Source organism: Kitasatospora kazusensis (assembly GCF_039529945.1).
In the GTDB taxonomy this organism is placed as follows: domain Bacteria; phylum Actinomycetota; class Actinomycetes; order Streptomycetales; family Streptomycetaceae; genus Kitasatospora; species Kitasatospora kazusensis.
In genome coordinates this window covers 1-18,331 of record NZ_BAAANT010000002.1, presented here as the reverse complement: position 1 = coordinate 18,331, position 18,331 = coordinate 1, and the positions used below count along the sequence as shown (strand labels likewise).

Annotated in this window: 20 protein-coding genes; 10 read left to right on the top strand and 10 right to left on the bottom strand. The window is 72.7% G+C overall.

The window, feature by feature from the left end:
• Positions 1 to 9 precede the first annotated feature (9 nt).
• The 4 genes from ABD330_RS02235 to ABD330_RS02220 form a co-directional block, all read right to left on the bottom strand.
• Positions 10 to 2,817, bottom strand: coding sequence for a SpoIIE family protein phosphatase (locus ABD330_RS02235; protein ID WP_344460074.1), 2,808 nt, complete (start codon positions 2,815 to 2,817; stop codon positions 10 to 12).
• A 485-nt stretch (positions 2,818 to 3,302) separates the two neighbouring features.
• Positions 3,303 to 3,710 carry a (deoxy)nucleoside triphosphate pyrophosphohydrolase gene (locus ABD330_RS02230; RefSeq protein WP_344460072.1) on the bottom strand — a complete coding sequence of 136 codons (408 nt, stop codon included), beginning with the start codon at positions 3,708 to 3,710 and terminating at the stop codon, positions 3,303 to 3,305.
• A gap of 10 nt (positions 3,711 to 3,720) precedes the next feature.
• Positions 3,721 to 3,891: an SPOR domain-containing protein gene (locus tag ABD330_RS02225; RefSeq protein ID WP_344460070.1), complete on the bottom strand. Its 171-nt coding sequence runs from the start codon at positions 3,889 to 3,891 to the stop codon at positions 3,721 to 3,723.
• A 55-nt stretch (positions 3,892 to 3,946) separates the two neighbouring features.
• Positions 3,947 to 4,777: a methyltransferase domain-containing protein gene (locus ABD330_RS02220; protein WP_344460069.1), complete on the bottom strand. Its 831-nt coding sequence runs from the start codon at positions 4,775 to 4,777 to the stop codon at positions 3,947 to 3,949.
• 156 nt (positions 4,778 to 4,933) lie between these two features.
• Between ABD330_RS02220 and ABD330_RS02215 the strand changes: the two genes are divergently transcribed.
• The 3 genes from ABD330_RS02215 to ABD330_RS02205 all read left to right on the top strand — a co-directional run bounded on the left by ABD330_RS02215 (position 4,934) and on the right by ABD330_RS02205 (position 6,724).
• A complete protein-coding gene (locus ABD330_RS02215; protein WP_344460067.1) occupies positions 4,934 to 5,518 on the top strand; it encodes a pyridoxamine 5'-phosphate oxidase family protein in 585 nt (194 codons plus the stop codon).
• Between the two features lie 73 nt (positions 5,519 to 5,591).
• Positions 5,592 to 6,278: a RibD family protein gene (locus tag ABD330_RS02210; RefSeq protein ID WP_344460066.1), complete on the top strand. Its 687-nt coding sequence runs from the start codon at positions 5,592 to 5,594 to the stop codon at positions 6,276 to 6,278.
• On the top strand, positions 6,275 to 6,724 hold the full coding sequence (locus tag ABD330_RS02205; RefSeq protein WP_344460064.1) for a cytidine/deoxycytidylate deaminase family protein: 450 nt from the start codon (positions 6,275 to 6,277) through the stop codon (positions 6,722 to 6,724). Before ABD330_RS02210 ends, ABD330_RS02205 begins: the two co-directional genes overlap by 4 nt.
• Before the next feature lie 73 nt (positions 6,725 to 6,797).
• On the opposite strand, the gene ABD330_RS02200 is transcribed toward ABD330_RS02205, so the two are convergent.
• On the bottom strand, positions 6,798 to 8,078 hold the full coding sequence (locus ABD330_RS02200) for a hypothetical protein (RefSeq protein ID WP_425555406.1): 1,281 nt from the start codon (positions 8,076 to 8,078) through the stop codon (positions 6,798 to 6,800).
• Between the two features lie 572 nt (positions 8,079 to 8,650).
• On the opposite strand from ABD330_RS02200, the gene ABD330_RS02195 reads away from it, so the two are divergent.
• Together ABD330_RS02195 and ABD330_RS02190 are read left to right on the top strand one after the other, a co-directional pair.
• Positions 8,651 to 8,920, top strand: a complete 270-nt coding sequence (locus ABD330_RS02195) for a type II toxin-antitoxin system Phd/YefM family antitoxin (protein WP_344460062.1) — start codon at positions 8,651 to 8,653, stop codon at positions 8,918 to 8,920.
• A complete protein-coding gene (locus ABD330_RS02190; RefSeq protein WP_344460061.1) occupies positions 8,913 to 9,176 on the top strand; it encodes a type II toxin-antitoxin system RelE family toxin in 264 nt (87 codons plus the stop codon). Before ABD330_RS02195 ends, ABD330_RS02190 begins: the two co-directional genes overlap by 8 nt.
• 133 nt (positions 9,177 to 9,309) lie before the next feature.
• Here the strand turns inward: ABD330_RS02190 and ychF are convergent, their stop codons facing one another.
• Positions 9,310 to 10,383 (bottom strand): redox-regulated ATPase YchF, encoded by a 1,074-nt coding sequence (gene ychF, locus ABD330_RS02185; RefSeq protein ID WP_344460059.1) that lies wholly within the window; start codon positions 10,381 to 10,383, stop codon positions 9,310 to 9,312.
• Between the two features lie 212 nt (positions 10,384 to 10,595).
• Between ychF and ABD330_RS02180 the strand changes: the two genes are divergently transcribed.
• The gene (locus ABD330_RS02180; RefSeq protein WP_344460058.1) at positions 10,596 to 11,204 is read left to right on the top strand and encodes a DUF6542 domain-containing protein; all 609 of its coding nucleotides are present in this window, start codon (positions 10,596 to 10,598) and stop codon (positions 11,202 to 11,204) included.
• An 86-nt stretch (positions 11,205 to 11,290) separates the two neighbouring features.
• Here ABD330_RS02180 and ppgK read toward each other — a convergent pair whose 3' ends face one another.
• Together ppgK and ABD330_RS02170 are read right to left on the bottom strand one after the other, a co-directional pair.
• The gene (gene ppgK / locus ABD330_RS02175; RefSeq protein ID WP_344460584.1) at positions 11,291 to 12,037 is read right to left on the bottom strand and encodes a polyphosphate--glucose phosphotransferase; all 747 of its coding nucleotides are present in this window, start codon (positions 12,035 to 12,037) and stop codon (positions 11,291 to 11,293) included.
• Between the two features lie 179 nt (positions 12,038 to 12,216).
• Positions 12,217 to 13,191, bottom strand: a complete 975-nt coding sequence (locus ABD330_RS02170) for a 4-hydroxy-3-methylbut-2-enyl diphosphate reductase (RefSeq protein WP_344460056.1) — start codon at positions 13,189 to 13,191, stop codon at positions 12,217 to 12,219.
• 200 nt (positions 13,192 to 13,391) lie between these two features.
• Between ABD330_RS02170 and xseA the strand changes: the two genes are divergently transcribed.
• From xseA to ABD330_RS02155, 3 genes are all read left to right on the top strand, one after another.
• Positions 13,392 to 14,600: an exodeoxyribonuclease VII large subunit gene (gene xseA / locus ABD330_RS02165; protein ID WP_344460054.1), complete on the top strand. Its 1,209-nt coding sequence runs from the start codon at positions 13,392 to 13,394 to the stop codon at positions 14,598 to 14,600.
• Between the two features lie 104 nt (positions 14,601 to 14,704).
• Positions 14,705 to 15,007 carry an exodeoxyribonuclease VII small subunit gene (locus ABD330_RS02160; protein ID WP_344460052.1) on the top strand — a complete coding sequence of 101 codons (303 nt, stop codon included), beginning with the start codon at positions 14,705 to 14,707 and terminating at the stop codon, positions 15,005 to 15,007.
• 112 nt (positions 15,008 to 15,119) lie between these two features.
• Positions 15,120 to 15,728 carry a malonic semialdehyde reductase gene (locus tag ABD330_RS02155; protein ID WP_344460051.1) on the top strand — a complete coding sequence of 203 codons (609 nt, stop codon included), beginning with the start codon at positions 15,120 to 15,122 and terminating at the stop codon, positions 15,726 to 15,728.
• Positions 15,729 to 15,796: 68 nt separating this feature from the next.
• Here ABD330_RS02155 and ABD330_RS02150 read toward each other — a convergent pair whose 3' ends face one another.
• Positions 15,797 to 16,303, bottom strand: coding sequence for a DUF4245 domain-containing protein (locus tag ABD330_RS02150; protein ID WP_344460049.1), 507 nt, complete (start codon positions 16,301 to 16,303; stop codon positions 15,797 to 15,799).
• 232 nt (positions 16,304 to 16,535) lie between these two features.
• Here ABD330_RS02150 and glpX point away from each other — a divergent pair, with 232 nt between their 5' ends.
• Positions 16,536 to 17,591, top strand: coding sequence for a class II fructose-bisphosphatase (glpX, locus tag ABD330_RS02145; protein WP_344460048.1), 1,056 nt, complete (start codon positions 16,536 to 16,538; stop codon positions 17,589 to 17,591).
• 52 nt (positions 17,592 to 17,643) lie between these two features.
• Here the strand turns inward: glpX and ABD330_RS02140 are convergent, their stop codons facing one another.
• Positions 17,644 to 18,048, bottom strand: coding sequence for a WhiB family transcriptional regulator (locus ABD330_RS02140; RefSeq protein ID WP_344460046.1), 405 nt, complete (start codon positions 18,046 to 18,048; stop codon positions 17,644 to 17,646).
• Positions 18,049 to 18,331 lie beyond the last annotated feature (283 nt).

Genomic DNA, 18,331 nt, shown 5'->3' with positions numbered 1-18,331 from the left:
GGTGCGGGGTCACTCCCCCGGGCCGCCGCCCGCTTCGTCGTCGTACTCGCGTTCCAGCTCGTAGATCTGCTCGACCAGCGGCAGGTCGAACCAGACCACCTTGCCCATGCCCTCGGCCCGGGTGCCCCAGCGCAGGGCCAGCCGGCGGACCAGCTCCAGCCCACGGCCGCCCTCGTCCGCCTCGGCCGCGTGGCGCTCCCGGGGCGGGTCGGGCAGCGGGTCGGAGATCTCCACCAGCAGGGTGTCGCCGAGCGTGAGACGGACACCGATCGGGGCACTGGCGTACCGGACGGAGTTGGTGACCAGTTCGCTGACCAGCAGCTCGGCGGTGTCGGTGAGGTTCTCGGCGCCCCACTCGGCGAGGGTGCCGCGGACCAGGCGGCGGGCCCGCGAGACGGCGGTGGGCTCGGCCGGCAGCGTCCACCCGGCCGTCGGGATGCCCGACTGCCCGCGCCCGAGCCGGGCCAGCAGCAGGGCGACGTCGTCGGGCTCCCGCCCCTGCTCCATGGTGGCGAGCACCGCCTCGCAGGCCTGCTGGATCGACGCGTACGGCTGCTCCAGGACGCTCAGCAGCCTGCCGAGGCCGACGTCCAGGTCCTTGTCCCGGGACTCCACCAGGCCGTCCGTGCAGAGCGCCAGCAGACTGCCCTCGGGGATGTCCAGTTCGATCGACTCGAACGGGACGCCGCCGACCCCGAGCGGCGCGCCCGAGGGCAGGTCCAGGATCTGGCCGACCCCGCCCGGCAGCGCACTGCCGATCTTGGCGGACTCGTCGGCCGGCTCCTTGGGGACGATCAGGACCGGCGGGATGTGGCCCGCCTTGGTCGCCGTCAGCCGGCCGGTCGCGGGGTCGAAGACCACGTAGACACAGGTGGCGAGCAGCGCCTCGTCCGGGCCCTGGGCCAGGTCGTCGGCCAGGTCGTGGACGTGCCGCAGCAGGACGTCCGGCGGCAGGTCGAGCCCGGCCAGGGTGCGGACGGCGGTGCGCAGCCGGCCCATCGTCGCGGCGGCCCGCAGCCCGTGGCCCATCACGTCGCCCACCACCAGAGCCGTCCGCTCGCCCGGCAGCGGGATCACGTCGAACCAGTCGCCGCCGACCTCGGTGCCGCTGCTGCCGGGTACGTACCGGTAGGCGACCTCGACGCCGGGGGGCTGCGGCACCTGCTGGGGCAGCAGGGTGCGCTGGAGGGTCAGCGCGGCGGTGCGCTCGCGGGCGTACAGGCGCGCGTTGTCGAGCGAGCTGCCCGCCCGGTCGGCGAGCTCGACGGTGAAGGCCAGGTCGTCCCGGTCGAAGCCCTCGCGGTAGCCGGACCGGCTGAGCGCCAGCAGGCCGATCACCAGGCCCCGGGCGCGCAGCGGGACAACCAGCCGGGAGTGCACGCCCAGGTCGTGCGCCGCCTGCACCTTCGGGTCGCCGGGGTAGGTGAGGTCGCTCAGCTCGGCCGGCCCGGAGAGCAGCTCGGGCACGCCGGTGCGCAGCACCCGGCCGAAGGAGGAGTCCTCGGCGAAGGTGATCCGGGCACCGCGCCGGAGCATCACCTCCACCTCGGCCCCGTCCTGGACGGCGGCCACGCCGAGCTGGAGCAGCGAGGTACGGCGGTCGTGCCCGTGCCGGGGCAGGTCGTCGCCGTGGGCGACCGCCTGGAGCAGGATCACCGCCGCGTAGTCCGCCAGCCGGGGCACCACCGAGCCCGCCAGCTCCTGGGCGATCCGGGTGGCGTCGAGCAGGTCACCGACCCGGGAGCCGAACTCGTTGAGCAGCGACAGCCGGCGGCGGGCGTTCTCGACCTTGGCGACGGCCCGGTAGCGGTCGGTCACGTCCATCACGGTGCCGGAGATGCCGAGCACCTTGCCCGAACGGTCGGTCATCCGGCTGTACGAGATCGAGCGGAACCCCGACCGGGCGGTGCTCGGCGAGGCGAGCGTGACGTCGATGACCGGCTCGCCGGTCGCCAGCACCTGCCGCTGGATGGCGGTGATCTCGTCGGCGGCCCGCTCCGGGAGGGTCTCGCCGGTGGTGCGGCCGACGTGGTCCTCGGCGGGGAAGCCGTTCATCTCGGCCAGCGTCCGGTTGACGGCGGTGTAGCGCAGCTCGGTGTCGAGGATCGCGATGCCGAGCGGCGACTGCTCGAACAGTGCGTCCCGGACGGCGAGGTCGCGCTCGACCGCCTGGAGCGTCCGGGCCTCGGCGAGGGCGACCTGGAGGAACGGGGTGCCGTCGCCGTCCACCAGCAGCGAGATCCGGGCCTCGACCGGGACCTTCGGGCCGTCGCGGTGCCGGAGCACCGTCAGACCGCGCCAGTCCCCGTTGCGCAGCGTGTCCTGGATCGCCGCCCGGGCCTGGGCGGCCCGCTCCTCCTGGATGATCAGCTCCTCGATACCGCGTCCCACCAGCAACTCGCTCGGCCAGCCGAGCAGCTGCTCGGCGGCCGGACTCCACAGCACCACCCGGCCGGCGGTGTCGAGGATCGCGATCGCGACCTTGACGATGTCGAACAGGCTGCCCTGGGCATGCTTGCCGATGAGCGGGGCGGGCGCGGCGGCCGTACCGGGGAAGGGCGCGGCGGGCAGGCCGCGCACGGCGGGCGCGGCGAAGGCGTCCGGGACACCGGGCGCGGCCGGGGCGCTGCCCGGCCGGCGGCGGCTCTGCTGCTCCCGGGCGGCCTGAGCGGCCTGCTCGCGCGGACCGGCGGCGAGCGGGGGCGTGCGGGCAGACGTGTGCGAGGGCGCGCCGCGCCGCAGGCGCGCGCGGGCGGCGGCGCCGCCCCGGACGCCCCCGATGGCATGGGGACTCGCGCGAGGCGGGTCGCCGCCCACACCGGGGCCGGTCGCACGCTGCGACCCCCGCCGGGGCAGGCCCCGGGACGGTCGCTCTCCCCCGCCGTTACCCGTACTCGACACCGACAGGGCCTCCGGCTCTCGGGCTGCTCGGGCTGCGCACCTCGGGTCGGGGTGCCGGTGGTGGGGTGTCGGCGACCGCCCGACGCTGCCTCACCGTGTGTCCGGCCCCGCCTCACCGATGGTGACGAATGCTGTCGAACAGTGACATACCCAGCAAATTGCCCGGCTATCCCGGCATTCGGGGTCGTCTTTTCCGATTGACCTACCTGGCCTAAGCCAGGCATAGGCCAGGCCTGAGCACGGTCTCGGCGCAGCCTGACCGGATCCGTGGGACTGCGGAACCGTGGAACCGCAGAACCGTGGAACCGCTGCCGGTCCGCCGGGCTCGGATCCCGTGGCGCGGGGAGCCGGGCGCGGCGGCGGGCACGGCGGCGGGCACGGCAGGCGGGGCGCCCCGGGTGCTACGAGCCGCCGGGCTGGTCGGTGAGCAGCCGGGCGACGTGCGGCAGGACCTCGCGGTCGTGGTCGAGCCAGTCGACCTCGGCCAGCTGCTCCGGCCCGAGCCAGCGCAGCTCGGAGTGGTCCTCCAGCGGCTGCGGGTCGCCGGAGAGCAGTTCGGCCGTCCAGATCCGCAGTTCCAGCCCCGGCCGCACCGGCCACCGGCCGGGCAGCTGCGCCACCGCGCGGGCCCGTACGCCGAGTTCCTCGTACAGCTCGCGCTCCAACGCCTGCTCGGGCGTCTCGCCGGGTTCGGCCTTGCCGCCCGGGAACTCCCAGTACCCCGCCACCTCGGGCGGCGCGCTGCGGCGGGCGGCCAGCACCCGGCCCTGGTGGATGAGGGCACCGCCGACGACAATCCGGGTCTCCATGACCGAGACCCTATGCGCCCGCGGCGACGGCTCCGTCCCGTTCGACCCAGTACAGCTGCTTGTGGCCGCGTGCCTCGAACTCGGCTGCGAGCTCCTCCGCCGCCGGCCGCGTCAGCCCCTTGGCGACCAGGAACCGGTTGCCGTTGTCGTCCTGCCGCATCACGCGGTACGCCGTCTCCATGCGGCCGACGGTAGCGGACACGGCCGGCGGCGGGCTCGCGAATTGACGGCAGACCCTAGCGGTCGGCCTCCCCGGGGACCCGGCACAGCACCTCGCCGTGCAGGACGGCGAACCAGCCGTCCGGGTCGGCCGCCCAGTGCCGCCAGCCCGCCGAGATCCGCTCCAGGTCTGCCGGGGTCGCGTGCCCGTCGGCGACGGCGGTCTTCGCGAAGTCGGAGCCGACGACCCGGTCGGCCCACAGGCCGCCCCACCAGTCACGCTGCTCCGGGGTGGCGTACGTCCAGGTGCCGGAGGTGCTCGTGATCTCGGTGAACCCGGCGGCGCGGGCCCAGGACAGCAGGCGGCGGCCCGCGTTCGGCTCGCCGCCGTTGCCCCGGGAGACCCGCTGGGTCAGGGCCATCCACTCGTCCAGTTCGGGCAGTTCGGGGTACCAGGTCATCGCCGCGAAGTCGGCGTCGCGCGCCGCGACCACCCCGCCGGGCGCCGTCACCCGGCGCATCTCGCGCAGCGCCGACACCGGGTCGGCGACGTGCTGCAGTACCTGGTGGGCGTGCACCACGTCGAACTCGCCGTCCCGGTAGGGCAGTCGGAACACATCGGCGGCCTCGAAGACCACCTGGGACAGCCCCCGCCCGGCGACGTACCCGGCGGCCTGCGCCAGCACCTCGGCGGAGGTGTCCACGGCGACCACCCGGCCGGCCGGGCCGACCAGCTCCGCCAGGTCGGCGGTGATCGTGCCGGGCCCGCAGCCCACGTCCAACAGGGCCTGGCCGGGCCGCAGTTCGGCCAGCAGATAGGCCGCCGAGTTGGCGGCGGTGCGGGAGCGGTGCGAGCGCAGCACCGCCTCCTGGTGGCCATGGGTGTAGACAGCCCGCCGGTCCGTCATGACGGTTCCCCTCACGTCGTCCTGAGTCTCCGGCGGCCTTCCGCCGGCATCTCCGAGCCTACGCATCGTCTCGCTGGTCGAGAAGATACGTCTCAGATGGCGATACCCATTCTCATCGGCTCCCCATTCCCCACCGGATTGGCCACACTTGGGGTCATGGGAAAAACATATGAGCGAATCGACGGCCGCCTGCGGAAGTTCATCGAGGACCAGCCGGTCTTCTTCACCGCCACCGCCCCGCTCGCCGACGACGGACACGTCAACGTCTCCCCCAAGGGGCGCTCCGGAACGCTGCCGGTGCTGGACGAACTGACCCTCGCCTACCTGGACTTCGGCGGCAGCACCGCCGAGACCATCGCCCACCTGCGGGAGAACGGGCGGATCACGCTGATGTGGTGCGCCTTCACCGGCCCGCCCACCGTGGTGCGGGTGCACGGGCGCGGCGAGCCGGTCTTCCGCGACGACCCGCGGTTCGACGGCCTGATGGCCCGCTTCGACCCGGCCGTGGACGGCGCCGGGCTGCGCGCGGTCGTCGTGGTGCACGCCGAACGGGTCAGCGACTCCTGCGGCTACGCCGTCCCGTTCATGGACTTCCGCGAGGACCGCGGCCTGCACGCCGAGTACTTCGACCGCAAGGGCGAGGACAAGTTCTCGGCCTACTGCGAGAGCAAGGAGTACATCGGCAGCAGCCTCGACGGCCTGCCCGCGCTCCCGCTGCCGGTGCCGCCCCGCAGCGGCTGACCGGGCCGCGGCACGGGCCGGCCGGCCCGCCCGGCGTCGTACTGTGGCAGCTCCCGAGAGAACGGACCCTCCCGTGGCAGCTCGCCGCCCGTACGTCCTGCTCAGCGCCGCGATGTCGATCGACGGGTACCTGGACGACGCCTCCCCGGAGCGGCTGCTGCTCTCGGGCCCCGAGGACTTCAACCGGGTGGACGAGGTGCGCGCCTCCTGCGACGCGCTGCTGGTCGGCGGCAACACCCTGCGCCTGGACAACCCCCGGCTGCTGGTCAACTCGCCCGACCGGCGGGCCGCGCGGGTCGCCGCCGGGAAGCCCGCGTACCCGCTCAAGGTCACCCTGACCGGGAGCGGCTCGCTCGGCGCCGGGCTGAACTTCTGGCACACCGGGGGCGAGAAGCTCGCGTACACCACGCTCGCCTCGGCTCCCGGGCTGCGCGCCGAACTGTCCGGCCTGGCCGAGGTGGTGGGGGTCGGCGAAACGGTGGACCTGGGCGCGGTGCTGGACGACCTGGGCCGGCGCGGCGTCGGGCGGCTGATGGTCGAGGGCGGCAGCGGCGTGCACACCCAGTTCCTCGCCCAGGGACTCGCCGACGAGTTGCAGCTCGCCGTCGCCCCCCTGCTGGTCGGCCAGGCCGCCGCCCCGCGTTTCGTCGGCCGGGCCGCGTTCCCGGGCGGGCCGGGCCGGCGGATGCGGCTGCTGGGGGCACGTACTGTGGGTGATGTCGTCCTGCTCAGGTACGCCCCCAAGGAGTACTCCCCGTGACCGCCTCCGATCTGTTCTGGCTGGCCCGCGCGGTCGAGCTGTCCAAGCTCTGCCCGCCGTCCGCGACCGCGTTCTCGGTCGGCGCGGTGATCGTCGGCGCCGACGGTTCGGTGCTCAGCGAGGGCTACAGCCGCGAACTCGACGCGCACAACCACGCCGAGGAGGCGGCCCTCGGCAAGCTGCCCGCCGGGGATCCCCGGCTGCGCGGTGCGACCGTCTACAGCTCGCTGGAGCCCTGCGGACAGCGCGCCTCCCGGCCGCGCACCTGCGCCCAGCTGATCATCGCCGCCGGCATCCCCCGGGTGGTCGTCACCTGGCGCGAACCGGACCTCTTCGTCACCGGCTGCCAGGGCACGGCGCTGCTCACCGCCGCCGGGGTGACGGTCGTGGAGCTGCCCGAACTGGCCGAGGCCGCACGGGCGGTCAACGCGCACCTGCTCGGGTGAGCGTCCCCCGGCCCTGAGCGTTCCGGGCCCCCTGCGAAGAACCGGCGCCGGACCGGCCCGCAGTGCGCGCGGCTCAGCGGGCCGCGCTCAAGGGGCGGCTCTCCTGGCGCGGTTGCGGCACCACCGGCCGGCCCGCACCGCGACTCCGGCCGCGACGGCTGCCGCCACCGCCGCTCCGACGGCTGCGGGGGCCACCGCCCTCGTGCCGTCTGCGCGGCTGCTTGGTGGGCCAGAGCAGGACGTACGCCGTCGACACCACCACGAACGCCAGCCGCAGCAGTCCGCGCGCGGAGTCGGAGGGGATCAGCAGCGTCCCGCCGTACAGCGAGGCCAGCGCGATCCAGCTCCACCAGGGCACCAGCCGCCGCTGGCCGACGGAATCCCAGAGCAGGGTGCCGAGCAGGATCGAGGCCGTGTAGTAGGTGTAGACGCTGGGGTCGAGCAGGATGCGGGCGTTGGCGCCCAGCAGCACCACGGCCGGCCAGCGCCCGCGCCGGACCGCGATCGCGCCCAGACCGAGACCGATCGCGAACTGCGCCGGACGGTCCCACCAGGGCGTGGCCGGGTCCGAGACACCCAGCCAGCGCAGCGAGGAGGCGGGCTGGTTGGGGATGGTGAACTTGGCCGCCGCGAGCGAACCCAGGTTGCCCAGGTAGAACGGCAGCCAGGCGACCGCGACCAGACCGCAGCACCAGGCGAAGGCCCGCAGCCAGACCGGCCGCGGCAGCGCCAGGATCAGCGGCAGGAAGGAGACCGCCCAGGGCTTGGAGTCCACCGCCAGGGCGAGGTAGATGCCCACCGCGGCGGGCTGGTGCCTGACCAGCGCGTGGACGGCGAGCGTGGTGAAGAAGAGCGCCAGGACGTCGTCCAGGTGCCCGAACCGGACCGAGACCTCGACCCACATCGGGATGAAGGCCAGCCCCGCGACCAGGATGCGCTGCTGCAGCCGACGGTGGTTGGTGCCGGTACCGCGCTGGTACCAGGCCGCCGTCCGCCCGATCAGGACGAGCATCACCAGCCCGAGGGCGGACATCGTCGCCGCCGCCAGCACCTGCCCGACGTGGTCGGAGAAAGGCGCGAAGAGCCGGGCCGCCGCCAGGCTGACCGGGCCGATCTGCAGCTCCGGGTGGTGCGCGTAGAGCGAGAGGCCGCCGCCGGGCTCACTGCCGAAGAGCAGCTGCTCGCCCTGCCGCAGGTAGTGCCAGGACACACCGCCACTCGGTTCGACGATCAGGAACCAGAGCACCGTCCACGGGACCAACAGCACATGGTGTCTGCGGACGGGGAGACTCGCTATCCGACCGGTGTCCGCGCCGTAGTCCGTACCGCCCGCCGTCGCGCTCGCTCCGCGCACCTGCTCCTCTTCCCCACACCGGCCCCCTGTTCGCTGCGACAACCCCCAGGTCGCGCATCTTATGTGATGAGAACGAACAACTCCCCGCGCCCGGGTCCAGGAGGCGGCAACCCCGCACCGCCGCCCTGACCCACCGTGAGCCCGGAGCCGACGTACCCCCGGGTGGCGGTCGGTGCCCGGGGGCACCCGGCAGCGCCGATACGGCATGTGACGGCAACGGCAACAGAGGACAGTCAGTAGTGATAGCGGGCGGCGAGGATGATGATCCCCTCATTCGTGATCAGCACGGGAACAAGTCAGGGGCCCACCCCCGAGAGGGTGGACCCCATCCGACCTGCAGAGTCGACAGATCATCCAACACAAAGTACGCGAGCCATCACACGTTGAAGCGGAACATCCAAGCCAGGGCCGCGACCTGCAAGAACGGGGGATCGGCGGCTCGCATCCAGCACCGATCCAGCACGGTAGGGCCTCATCCAGCACATCCAGCATGCGCAGCTGCAACGAAGGAGGCCTACCCTCCCCTCCCATAGCCGTTGTGTACACATGGGACACTCGGTACGCTTGAGCACATGACACAGCCGCTGCCCATAGAGTCCATCCGCGACGTGCGTGCACACCTCGCCGAGGTCGTGGAGCGTGCCGACCGGGACGACGTGCCCACGGTGATCACACGCCGCGGCAAGGAGATCGCCGCCGTCGTCTCCATCGAAGTGCTGCGCAAGTACCAGGAGTGGGAGGAGCGCGAGATCAACCGGATCATCGACGAGCGCATGGCCAACCCCGCACCCGGCATCCCGATCGAGGACATCATGAGGGAGACGCTGGCGCGCAGTGAGTGAGTACCGAACCGTCTTCCGCCCCGAGGCGCAGGCCGAGCTTCGGAAGATCCCCCGCGACATGGCACTGCGCATCCTGGCCAAGCTGACCGAGCTGGAAGGCGATCCGCTCGGCTTCAACACCACCGCACTCGTGTCCCAGCCGGACCGCCGCCGACTGCGGGTCGGCGATTACCGCGTCGTCTACACGATCGACAACGGGGAGCTGGTGGTCTGGGTCGTTCACGTGGGACACCGGTCCACCGTTTACGACAACTGATCGCGACTGACCACACGTCAGAATATCCAGCACCCATCCAGCACGGTGACGACGAAAGGGTCGGACTCGACAGAGTCCGACCCTTTCCGACCTGCGCGTTTGACTCAATGCCTAACATGCAGTAAGCGAATGACTACACATTGAAGCGGAACTCCACCACGTCGCCGTCCTGCATGACGTACTCCTTGCCCTCGATGCGGGCCTTGCCCTTGGCGCGGGCCTCGGGGATGGAGCCGCACTCGACCAGGTCGTCGAAGGAGACGATCTCGGCCTTGATGAAGCCCTTCTGGAAGTCGGTGTGGATCACACCGGCGGCCTCCGGGGCGGTGGCGCCCTTCTTGATGGTCCAGGCGCGGACCTCCTTGGGGCCGGCCGTGAGGTAGGACTGCAGGCCGAGGGTCTCGAAGCCGACGCGGCCGAGGGTGGCCATGCCGGTCTCCTGCTGGCCCATGGACTGGAGGAGTTCGAGCGCCTCGTCCTCCTCCATGCCGATCAGCTCGGACTCGATCTTCGCGTTGAGGAAGATCGCCTCGGCCGGGGCGACCAGGGCGCGCTGGGCGTCCTTGAACTCCTCGTCCATCAGCTCCTCCTCGTCCACGTTGAAGACGTAGAGGAAGGGCTTGGTGGTGAGCAGGTGCAGCTCACGGACGGAGGAGGTGTCGAAGCCGACCTCGAAGAGGGTCTTGCCGCTCTCCAGGATCTTCTGGGCGGCCTCGGCCGCCGCCAGGGTGGCCGCCGACTCCTTCTTCAGGCGGGCCTCCTTCTGGAGGCGGGGGATCACCTTCTCGATGGACTGGAGGTCCGCGAGGATCAGCTCGGTGTTGATGGTCTCGATGTCGTCCTTCGGCGAGACCTTGCCGTCCACGTGCACGACGTCGGGGTCGACGAAGGCGCGGATGACCTGGCAGATCGCGTCCGACTCGCGGATGTTGGCGAGGAACTTGTTGCCCAGGCCCTCGCCGACGCTCGCGCCGCGCACGATGCCGGCGATGTCCACGAAGTCCACCGTCGCCGGGAGCAGGCGCTGCGAGCCGAACATCTCGGCGAGCACCTTGAGCCGCGGGTCCGGAACGCCCACGACGCCGACGTTGGGCTCGATGGTGGCGAACGGGTAGTTGGCCGCCAGCACGTCGTTCTTGGTCAGGGCGTTGAAAAGGGTCGACTTGCCGACGTTCGGCAGGCCGACGATTCCGATCGTGAGCGACATGAAGCGCAGTCCCGTGGGCTTGGAGGAGTCGAGCGGCACCGTACGGGCCGACGGCCCAGTCTACGGGTCCGGGTCAGGGGGCGGCCGTGGGCTCCGGGATCGGCCCGGCCCGGCCGCGGAACCGCGCCGTCGTTGCTCCGTCCGGGGACACGGCGCAGGGCCGAACGCGGCCATTACACCGTGTGGCGATGATCGGACCGTACGTTGGTCGGGTGGAGCAGAGCATCCGTACCCAGCCGCCCGGGCCCCGACGCCGACCGCCAGCCGGCGCCGCCGAGGCCGCCGTACCGGGGCCCGCCACGCCCCCCGACGCACCACCCCGCCCAGCCGCCGGGAGCCGGGCGGCGTCCGGCCGGGCGACGCCCCGGCCGCGGCTGCGGCTGCCCCTGCCGCTCCGCACCGGCGACCGGGGGCGCGACCGGCCGGGCGGCGGGCGGCCGGCCCGGCTGACCGCCGTCGGCACCGGTGTGCTGGCCGTGGCCGGCACGCTGGCCGTGGCGGGGCTCGACCGGCTGCTGTTCGACGGGCTCGGCACCCTGTTCGGGCTCGGCTACCTGGTGGTCTGCTTCCAGCTGGCCGTCCGGGTCCGGCTCGCGGACCTGCCGGCCGCGCCGATCAGCGGACCGATCGCCTTCGCCACCGCGCTGCTGCTGCTCGGCCCGGTCTCCTCCCCCGGCGTGACCGGGCAGGTGCTGGCGCTGGCGACCGGGCTGGCGCTGCGGGCCGGGTGGCTGTTCAGCGGCACCAGCCTGGCGGTGGTGATCGTGGCGGCGCGGTTCCTGGCGCAGCGCCGGATCCGGCGGGGCCGGGCGAACGGCTGAGGGCGCGGGGCGCCTGAAGCCGCGCGGCGACTGCGGGCGCGGGGCGGCCGTGCCTCACCCCGTCCGGGTGCGACGGGCCGTCCGGGTCAGTCGCCGCGGGCCGCCGCCGCCATCGCCGCGCCGACGATGCCCGCGTCGTTGCGCAGCAGCGCCGGTACGACACCGGCCTCGCGCTCCTTGAGCAGCGGCAGGAACTTGTCGTGCTTGCGGCTGACACCGCCGCCGATGATGATCAGCTGTGGGGAGAAGAGCCGCTCGACCAGGTCGAGGTACTCGTCCACCCGGACGGACCAGTCGGCCCAGGAGAGCTCGTGCCGCTCCTTGGCGGCGGAGGAGGCCCGGCGTTCGGCGTCCTTGCCGCGCATCTCCAGGTGGCCCAGCTCGGTGTTGGGGACGAGGGCGCCGTCCACGAAGAGCGCGCTGCCGATGCCGGTGCCGAAGGTCAGCACCAGCACCACCCCGTCCTGTCCCCGGCCGGCGCCGTGCCGCAGTTCGGCGAGGCCGGCCGCGTCGGCGTCGTTGAGCACGGTGGCGGGCAGGTCCAGCGCCTCGCGGAACAGCCCCTGGGCGTCGAGTCCGACCCAGCCCTTGTCCACGTTGGCGGCCGTCCGGGTGTGCCCGCCGACCACCACCCCGGGGAAGGTGAGACCGACCGGCCCCTGGTGGCCGAAGTGCCGGACCACCTCGCGGACCGCCGCGACCACCGCCTCCGGCGAGGCCGGGCGAGGCGTCAGGACCTTGTGCCGCTCCTCGGCGAGCACGCCCTTGCCGAGGTCCACGGGCGCGCCCTTGATGCCCGAGCCGCCGATGTCCACGCCGAATACCGTTGCCACAGCCACGCCGCCCTCCGTCGTCCACAGCCTGTGCACAAACGTACGGGCGCCGGGCCGGGTACGCCTGCCGATCGGCCGAGCCGGGCGGGTGCCGGTGCGGATGCGGGTGCGGGCCGGTGCCGGGCCCCGGACAGCACGGTGCCCGGGGCTCCGTGGAACCCCGGGCACCGGCGCAGACCCTAGAGCTTGCCGGCGGCCTCCGCGCGCAGGTCGCGGCGGAGCTCCTTGGGCAGCGAGAAGATCAGGTGCTCCTCGGCGGTCTTGACGGTCTGCACGTCGGTGTAGCCGCGCTCGGCGAAGTGGGCGAGCACGCCCTCGACCAGGATCTCCGGAACCGAGGCGCCGCTGGTCAGGCCGACCGTGGTGACGCCCTCGAACCAGGAGTCGTCGATCTCGTCCGCGTAGTCCACCAGGTGGGCGGCCTTGGCGCCGTACTCCAGGCCGACCTCGACCAGGCGGACGGAGTTGGAGGAGTTCCGGGAGCCGACCACGATCAGCAGGTCCGTCTCGGGGGCCATCTGCTTGACGGCGACCTGGCGGTTCTGGGTGGCGTAGCAGATGTCGTCGCTGGGCGGGCTGACCAGCAGCGGGAAGCGCTTCTTGAGCTCGCCGACGGTGGCCATCGTCTCGTCCACCGAGAGGGTGGTCTGGGAGAGCCAGACCACCTTGGACTCGTCGCGGACCTGGACGTTCGCGACGTCCTCGGGGCCGTCCACCAGGTGGATCCGGTCCGGGGCCTCGCCCATGGTGCCGACCACCTCCTCGTGGCCCTCGTGGCCGACCAGCAGGATGTCGAAGTCCTCGTCCGCGAACCGGACGGCCTCCTTGTGGACCTTGGTCACCAGGGGGCAGGTCGCGTCGATGGTCGCGAGCTTGCCGGCCTTGGCCTCGTCGTGCACCGAGGGCGCCACACCGTGCGCCGAGAAGACCACGATCGAGCCCTCCGGCACCTCCTCCGTCTCGTCGACGAAGATCGCGCCCTGCTTCTCCAGGGTCTTCACGACGTACTTGTTGTGGACGATCTCCTTGCGGACGTAGATCGGTGCCCCGTACTGCTCAAGGGCCTTCTCCACGGCGATGACGGCACGGTCGACGCCCGCGCAGTAGCCCCGGGGGGCGGCGAGCAGGACACGGCGCTGAGCGGTGTTGGACATGGCATCCATGGTACGGGCGGCGCCGACCCGAACCGACGGGACGGGCCGGTCGGACAGCTCCGGTCGCAGGCGGTCGGACTCGGACGGCAACGGACGGCAGCGGTCGGCAGCGGTCGGCAGCGGTCGGACGCCGTCAGGCGGCTCCTTGCAGCCTGTCGTGCGCCGGCTCGCTGTCCGTCGGCGGCGATAGCCTCGTACGCATGGCCAACAGCAGCTCTCCCGAAGCCCCGATCCCGGTCGGCAAGGTCTCCGCACTGATCGGCGGCTGGATCGACCGGTTGGGCGAGGTGTGGGTCGAGGGGCAGATCACCCAGCTCAGCCGGCGGCCGGGGGCGGGCGTGGTGTTCCTGACGCTGCGCGACCCGGAGCGGGACGTCTCGCTGACGGTCACCTGCTTCCGGGCCGTCTTCGAGCAGGTCGCGGACGCGGTGCAGGAGGGTTCGCGGATCATCGTCCGGGCGAAGCCCGAGTGGTACGCCGCTCGCGGCACGCTCTCGCTGCGGGCCTCCGAGATCCGGCTGGTCGGGCTCGGCGAGCTGCTGGCGAAGCTGGAGCACCTGAAGCGGCGGCTCGCCGGCGAGGGGCTGTTCGCGGCGGACCGCAAGCGGCCGCTGCCCTTCCTGCCGCACTGCATCGGCCTGGTGACCGGCCGGGGCTCGGCCGCCGAGCGGGACGTGCTGGAGAACGCCCGGCGGCGCTGGCCCGCCGTCCGCTTCGAGGTGCGGAACGTACCCGTCCAGGGCGTCGGCGCGGTGAGCCGGGTCTCGGCCGCCGTCCGGGAGCTGGACGAGCACCCCGAGGTGGACGTGATCATCGTGGCGCGCGGCGGCGGCAGCGTCGAGGACCTGCTGCCGTTCTCGGACGAGGGGCTGATCCGGACGGTGTCCGGCTGCCGGACGCCGGTGGTGAGCGCGATCGGGCACGAGCCGGACCAGCCGCTGCTGGACTTCGTCGCGGACCTGCGGGCCTCCACCCCGACCGATGCCGCCAAACGAGTGGTCCCGGACGTCGGGGAGGAGCTGGCCAAGGTGCACCAGCTGCGCGACCGGGCCCGGCGGCAGGTGGTCGGCCGGGTCGAACGGGAGCTGGCCGGGCTGGCGAGCGTCCGCAGCCGGCCGGTGCTGGCCGCACCCCGGCAACTGGTGGACGGGCGGGCCGCCGAGGTGGCCGCGCTGCTGGAACGCTCCCGGCGCTGCCTCGGGCACCGGCTGGACGCCGCCGAGTCGGACCTCGGGCACACGCTGGCCCGGGTGGTCGCGCTCTCGCCGCTGGCCACCCTGGAGCGCGGGTACGCGGTGCTCCAGCAGGCCGACGGGCACGTCGTGACGGACCCGGCCCAGGTCACGTCGGGTGAGGAGCTGCACGCGCGGGTGGCGGGCGGCGGCTTCGGGGTGACGGCCGGCCCCTGAGGGCCCGGCCCGTCACCGGGACGCGCCACCCGTCTGCCCGCCACCCGGGTGCGAGCCGACCCGGGGCGAGCCGGTCTGTCACGGCCAGCACCTACGCTGGCGCCATGGCAGACGATCAGAGCGGCGCGGGGCAGAACAGCGCGGGACAGAGCGGCGCGGGGCAGAGCGGCGCAGGCCAGAGCGGCGCGGGCCAGGACGACAGCCTGGGCTACGAGCAGGCCAGGGACGCCCTGCTGGAGGTGGTCCGGCAGCTGGAGGCCGGCGGGGTGTCGCTGGAGGAGTCGCTGGCGCTCTGGGAGCGTGGCGAGCAGCTGGCGAAGGTCTGCCAGCGCTGGCTGGACGGCGCGCGGGCCAGGCTGGACGCGGCGCTGGCCGCCGAGGAGGCCGGCGGATCCGGGGTGGAGTGACCCGGATCACATCCCCGGATGGAATAGTTTAAGTTTCATCTACTGTTGGACGACGTGTGGACGGCGCACCAGCCGTCCCGCCAGCCGCCCCGGACATTAAGTAGAGAACCTCATGACGACTGCCATCAGTGACGCCCTGGCCCTCGACAGCGCCGCCCAGGATCTGCTGTTCCGCGAGGCCCGCACCGCCAACGCCTTCACCGACGAGCCCGTCGGCGACGAGCAGATCCAGGCGATATACGACCTGGTCAAGCACGCTCCCACCGCGATGAACCAGCAGCCGCTGCGCGTCGTCCTGGTCCGCAGCCCCGAGGGCCGTGAGCGCCTGCTGCAGCACATGAACGAGGGCAACCGGGCCAAGACCGCCGCCGCCCCGCTGGTCGCCATCCTGGCCGCCGACAACGAGTTCCACGAGGAGCTGCCGACCCAGTTCCCCGCCGTGCCGCAGGCCAAGGACTTCTTCGCCGAGCGCCCGCGTCGCGAGGCGTCCGCGCGCTTCAACGGCGCCCTGCAGGCCGCCTACTTCATCCTGGGCATCCGGGCCGCCGGCCTGGCCGCCGGTCCGATGGGCGGCTACGACGCCGCGGGTGTCGACAAGGAGTTCTTCGGCGACGGCGAGCACTCGGTGCTGATGGTGGTCAACATCGGCAAGCCGGGCGAGAACGCCTCGTACCCGCGCGGCCCGCGCCTGTCGTACGACGAGGTCGTCACCACCGTCTGAGCCGTACCCCGCACAAGCAGCAGGGCCCCCACCGCGCGGTGGGGGCCCTGTCCGCGTACGGGCCGGGCTTACTTGAGCGCCTGCGCGAGCTGGGCGAGCTCCTCGTACGAGGCGGTGCCGGTGACGACCGTGGTCGCGCTGCCGGTCTGCACGGTCAGGGCCCGGTAGTGGGTGCCCTGGTAGCGGTGCCAGTCCTGGCCGGCCACCGTGGTGTCGCCGTCGGGCTTGCCGCCGGGCACCGTGGTGGCGAGGACGTCGTCCCGGGCCGCGTTGCTCTGCTCGATCGCCGCGTACTGGCCGGAGGGCGTGACGAAGCCCAGGTGCCAGACCGCGTAGCCCTTCTGGTCCTTCGGGCTGTACTCCACCGAGGTGGCCTTCCAGTCCGCGGCGAGCCCGGTCGGGCCCAGCAGCGGGTACGGCGCACCGCGCTTGGCCGAGGCGACGGCCGAGCGGTAGTCGACCGCGCCGACGGTGTCCCCCGACGCGTGCGGGATGAGCAAGTACACCCCGGCCGCCACGACTCCGATCGCCAGCATCGACAGGATCATGTCCCGTACGGTCTGCCGGCCTCTCATACTGCTCTTTCCTGCCACCCGTCCATGGTGGACCATCGCCGTCCCGGCACCGACACCCGGGTCCCCGCGCGCGGGTGAATCACCCCAAAACGGCACGGTGTCGCAGGTGGGCGGGAGATGCGCCACAGACAGTCATCTCATGGGCAGATACGATCGCAGGACCCTCAGCACGGCGTTCGACCAGGCAGTAGTCGGGCGCTAACTGGCCGTCGCGTACAGAGAGGTATCGACGATGACCACACACGCGTTTGATAACCGCTACTCCCACAACCTCCCCAGCTCCCTCGAGGTGGCCCCCGAGGCCCCCGACCGGAACCTGGCCCTGGAGCTCGTCCGCGTCACGGAGGCCGCCGCGATGGCGGCCGGCCGCTGGGTCGGCCGGGGTGACAAGAACGGCGCCGACGGCGCGGCCGTGAAGGCCATGCGCACCCTCGTCTCGACCGTCTCGATGAACGGCGTCGTCGTCATCGGCGAGGGCGAGAAGGACGAAGCCCCGATGCTCTACAACGGCGAGCGGGTCGGCGACGGCACCGGCGCCGAGTGCGACGTCGCGGTGGACCCGGTGGACGGCACCACGCTGACCGCCAAGGGCATGGCCAACGCCGTGGCCGTCCTGGCCGTCGCGGACCGCGGCACCATGTTCGACCCCAGCGCGGTCTTCTACATGGACAAGCTCATCACCGGCCCCGAGGCCGCCGAGTTCGTCGACATCACCGCCCCGCCGGCCGTGAACATCCGCCGCGTGGCCAAGGCCAAGGGCAGCGCCGTCGAGGACGTCACGGTGATGATCCTGGACCGCCCCCGCCACGCCGACCTGGTCCGCCAGGTCCGTGAGGCCGGCGCCCGGATCAAGTTCATCACCGACGGCGACGTGGCCGGCGCCATCATGACCGCCCGCGAGGGCACCGGCGTCGACCTGCTGCTCGGCGTCGGCGGCACCCCCGAGGGGATCATCGCGGCCTGCGCCATGAAGTGCATGGGCGGCGTGATCCAGGGCCGCCTGTGGCCCAAGGACGAGGCCGAGAAGCAGAAGGCGCTGGACGCCGGCCACGACCTGGACCGGGTGCTCACCACCAACGACCTGGTCAGCGGCGAGAACGTGTTCTTCGTCGCCACCGGCATCACCGACGGCGAGCTGCTGCGCGGCGTCCACTACCGCCAGGAGACCGCCTCCACCAGCTCGCTGGTGATGCGCTCCAAGAGCGGCACCATCCGCGAGATCCACTCCACCCACAAGCTGTCCAAGCTGCGGGCCTACAGCGCGATCGACTTCGACCGCGCGAACTGACGCCCACGCCAGGGGGTGGGCCCGTGCGCAGCGGGCCCACCCCGGGGTGCGGTCAGCCGGCTATCAGCCGGCCGGCGCCGACCCGGCGGGCCTCCCGCAGTTCGCTCTCCCGGCGGCGGCGCCGGGCCAGTACCACCCGCCGCTCGGCGGCGGTCAACCCGCCCCACACGCCGTACGGCTCCGGCTGGGCCAGTGCGTGCTCCCGGCACTCCAGGAGCACCGGGCAGCGCGCACAGACCTGCTTGGCCTGCTCCTCGCGGGCCAGCCGGGCGGCGGTCGGCTCCTTGGACGGTGCGAAGAACAGCCCCGCCTCGTCGCGGCGGCAGGCCGCGCCGGTGTGCCAGGGGTTGTCGTCCAGGTGGTCGAGCTGCTGCGTCCCGGTGCCCGCCTGGCCGGCGGTACTGCGCCGGACCGCCACGTTGGCACTGCGGGCGCTGGACTCGATCGGATGCAGCACGGCTTACTCCTGACGAGGCTCGTGACTCGGGGGAAGACTCGCATCACTGCCCGGCTGCCCCGCGTGTACCCCGCCGCGACACCGGCGCACGGCGACGGCCGGCTCGGCATCGGCTGTCTCCGGGGTCACAGCCGTACAAGAAACGATGTGCGACAGGAACTACCCCGCCCCATCCCGATTCATGCACACCGCACGCAATCGACTACGCACCGCACTCACGTCAAGATCCGCCTTCTGTCCGGAAGTTGACGATATGTCGGAACGCCTCCCGGCCCGGTCGGTC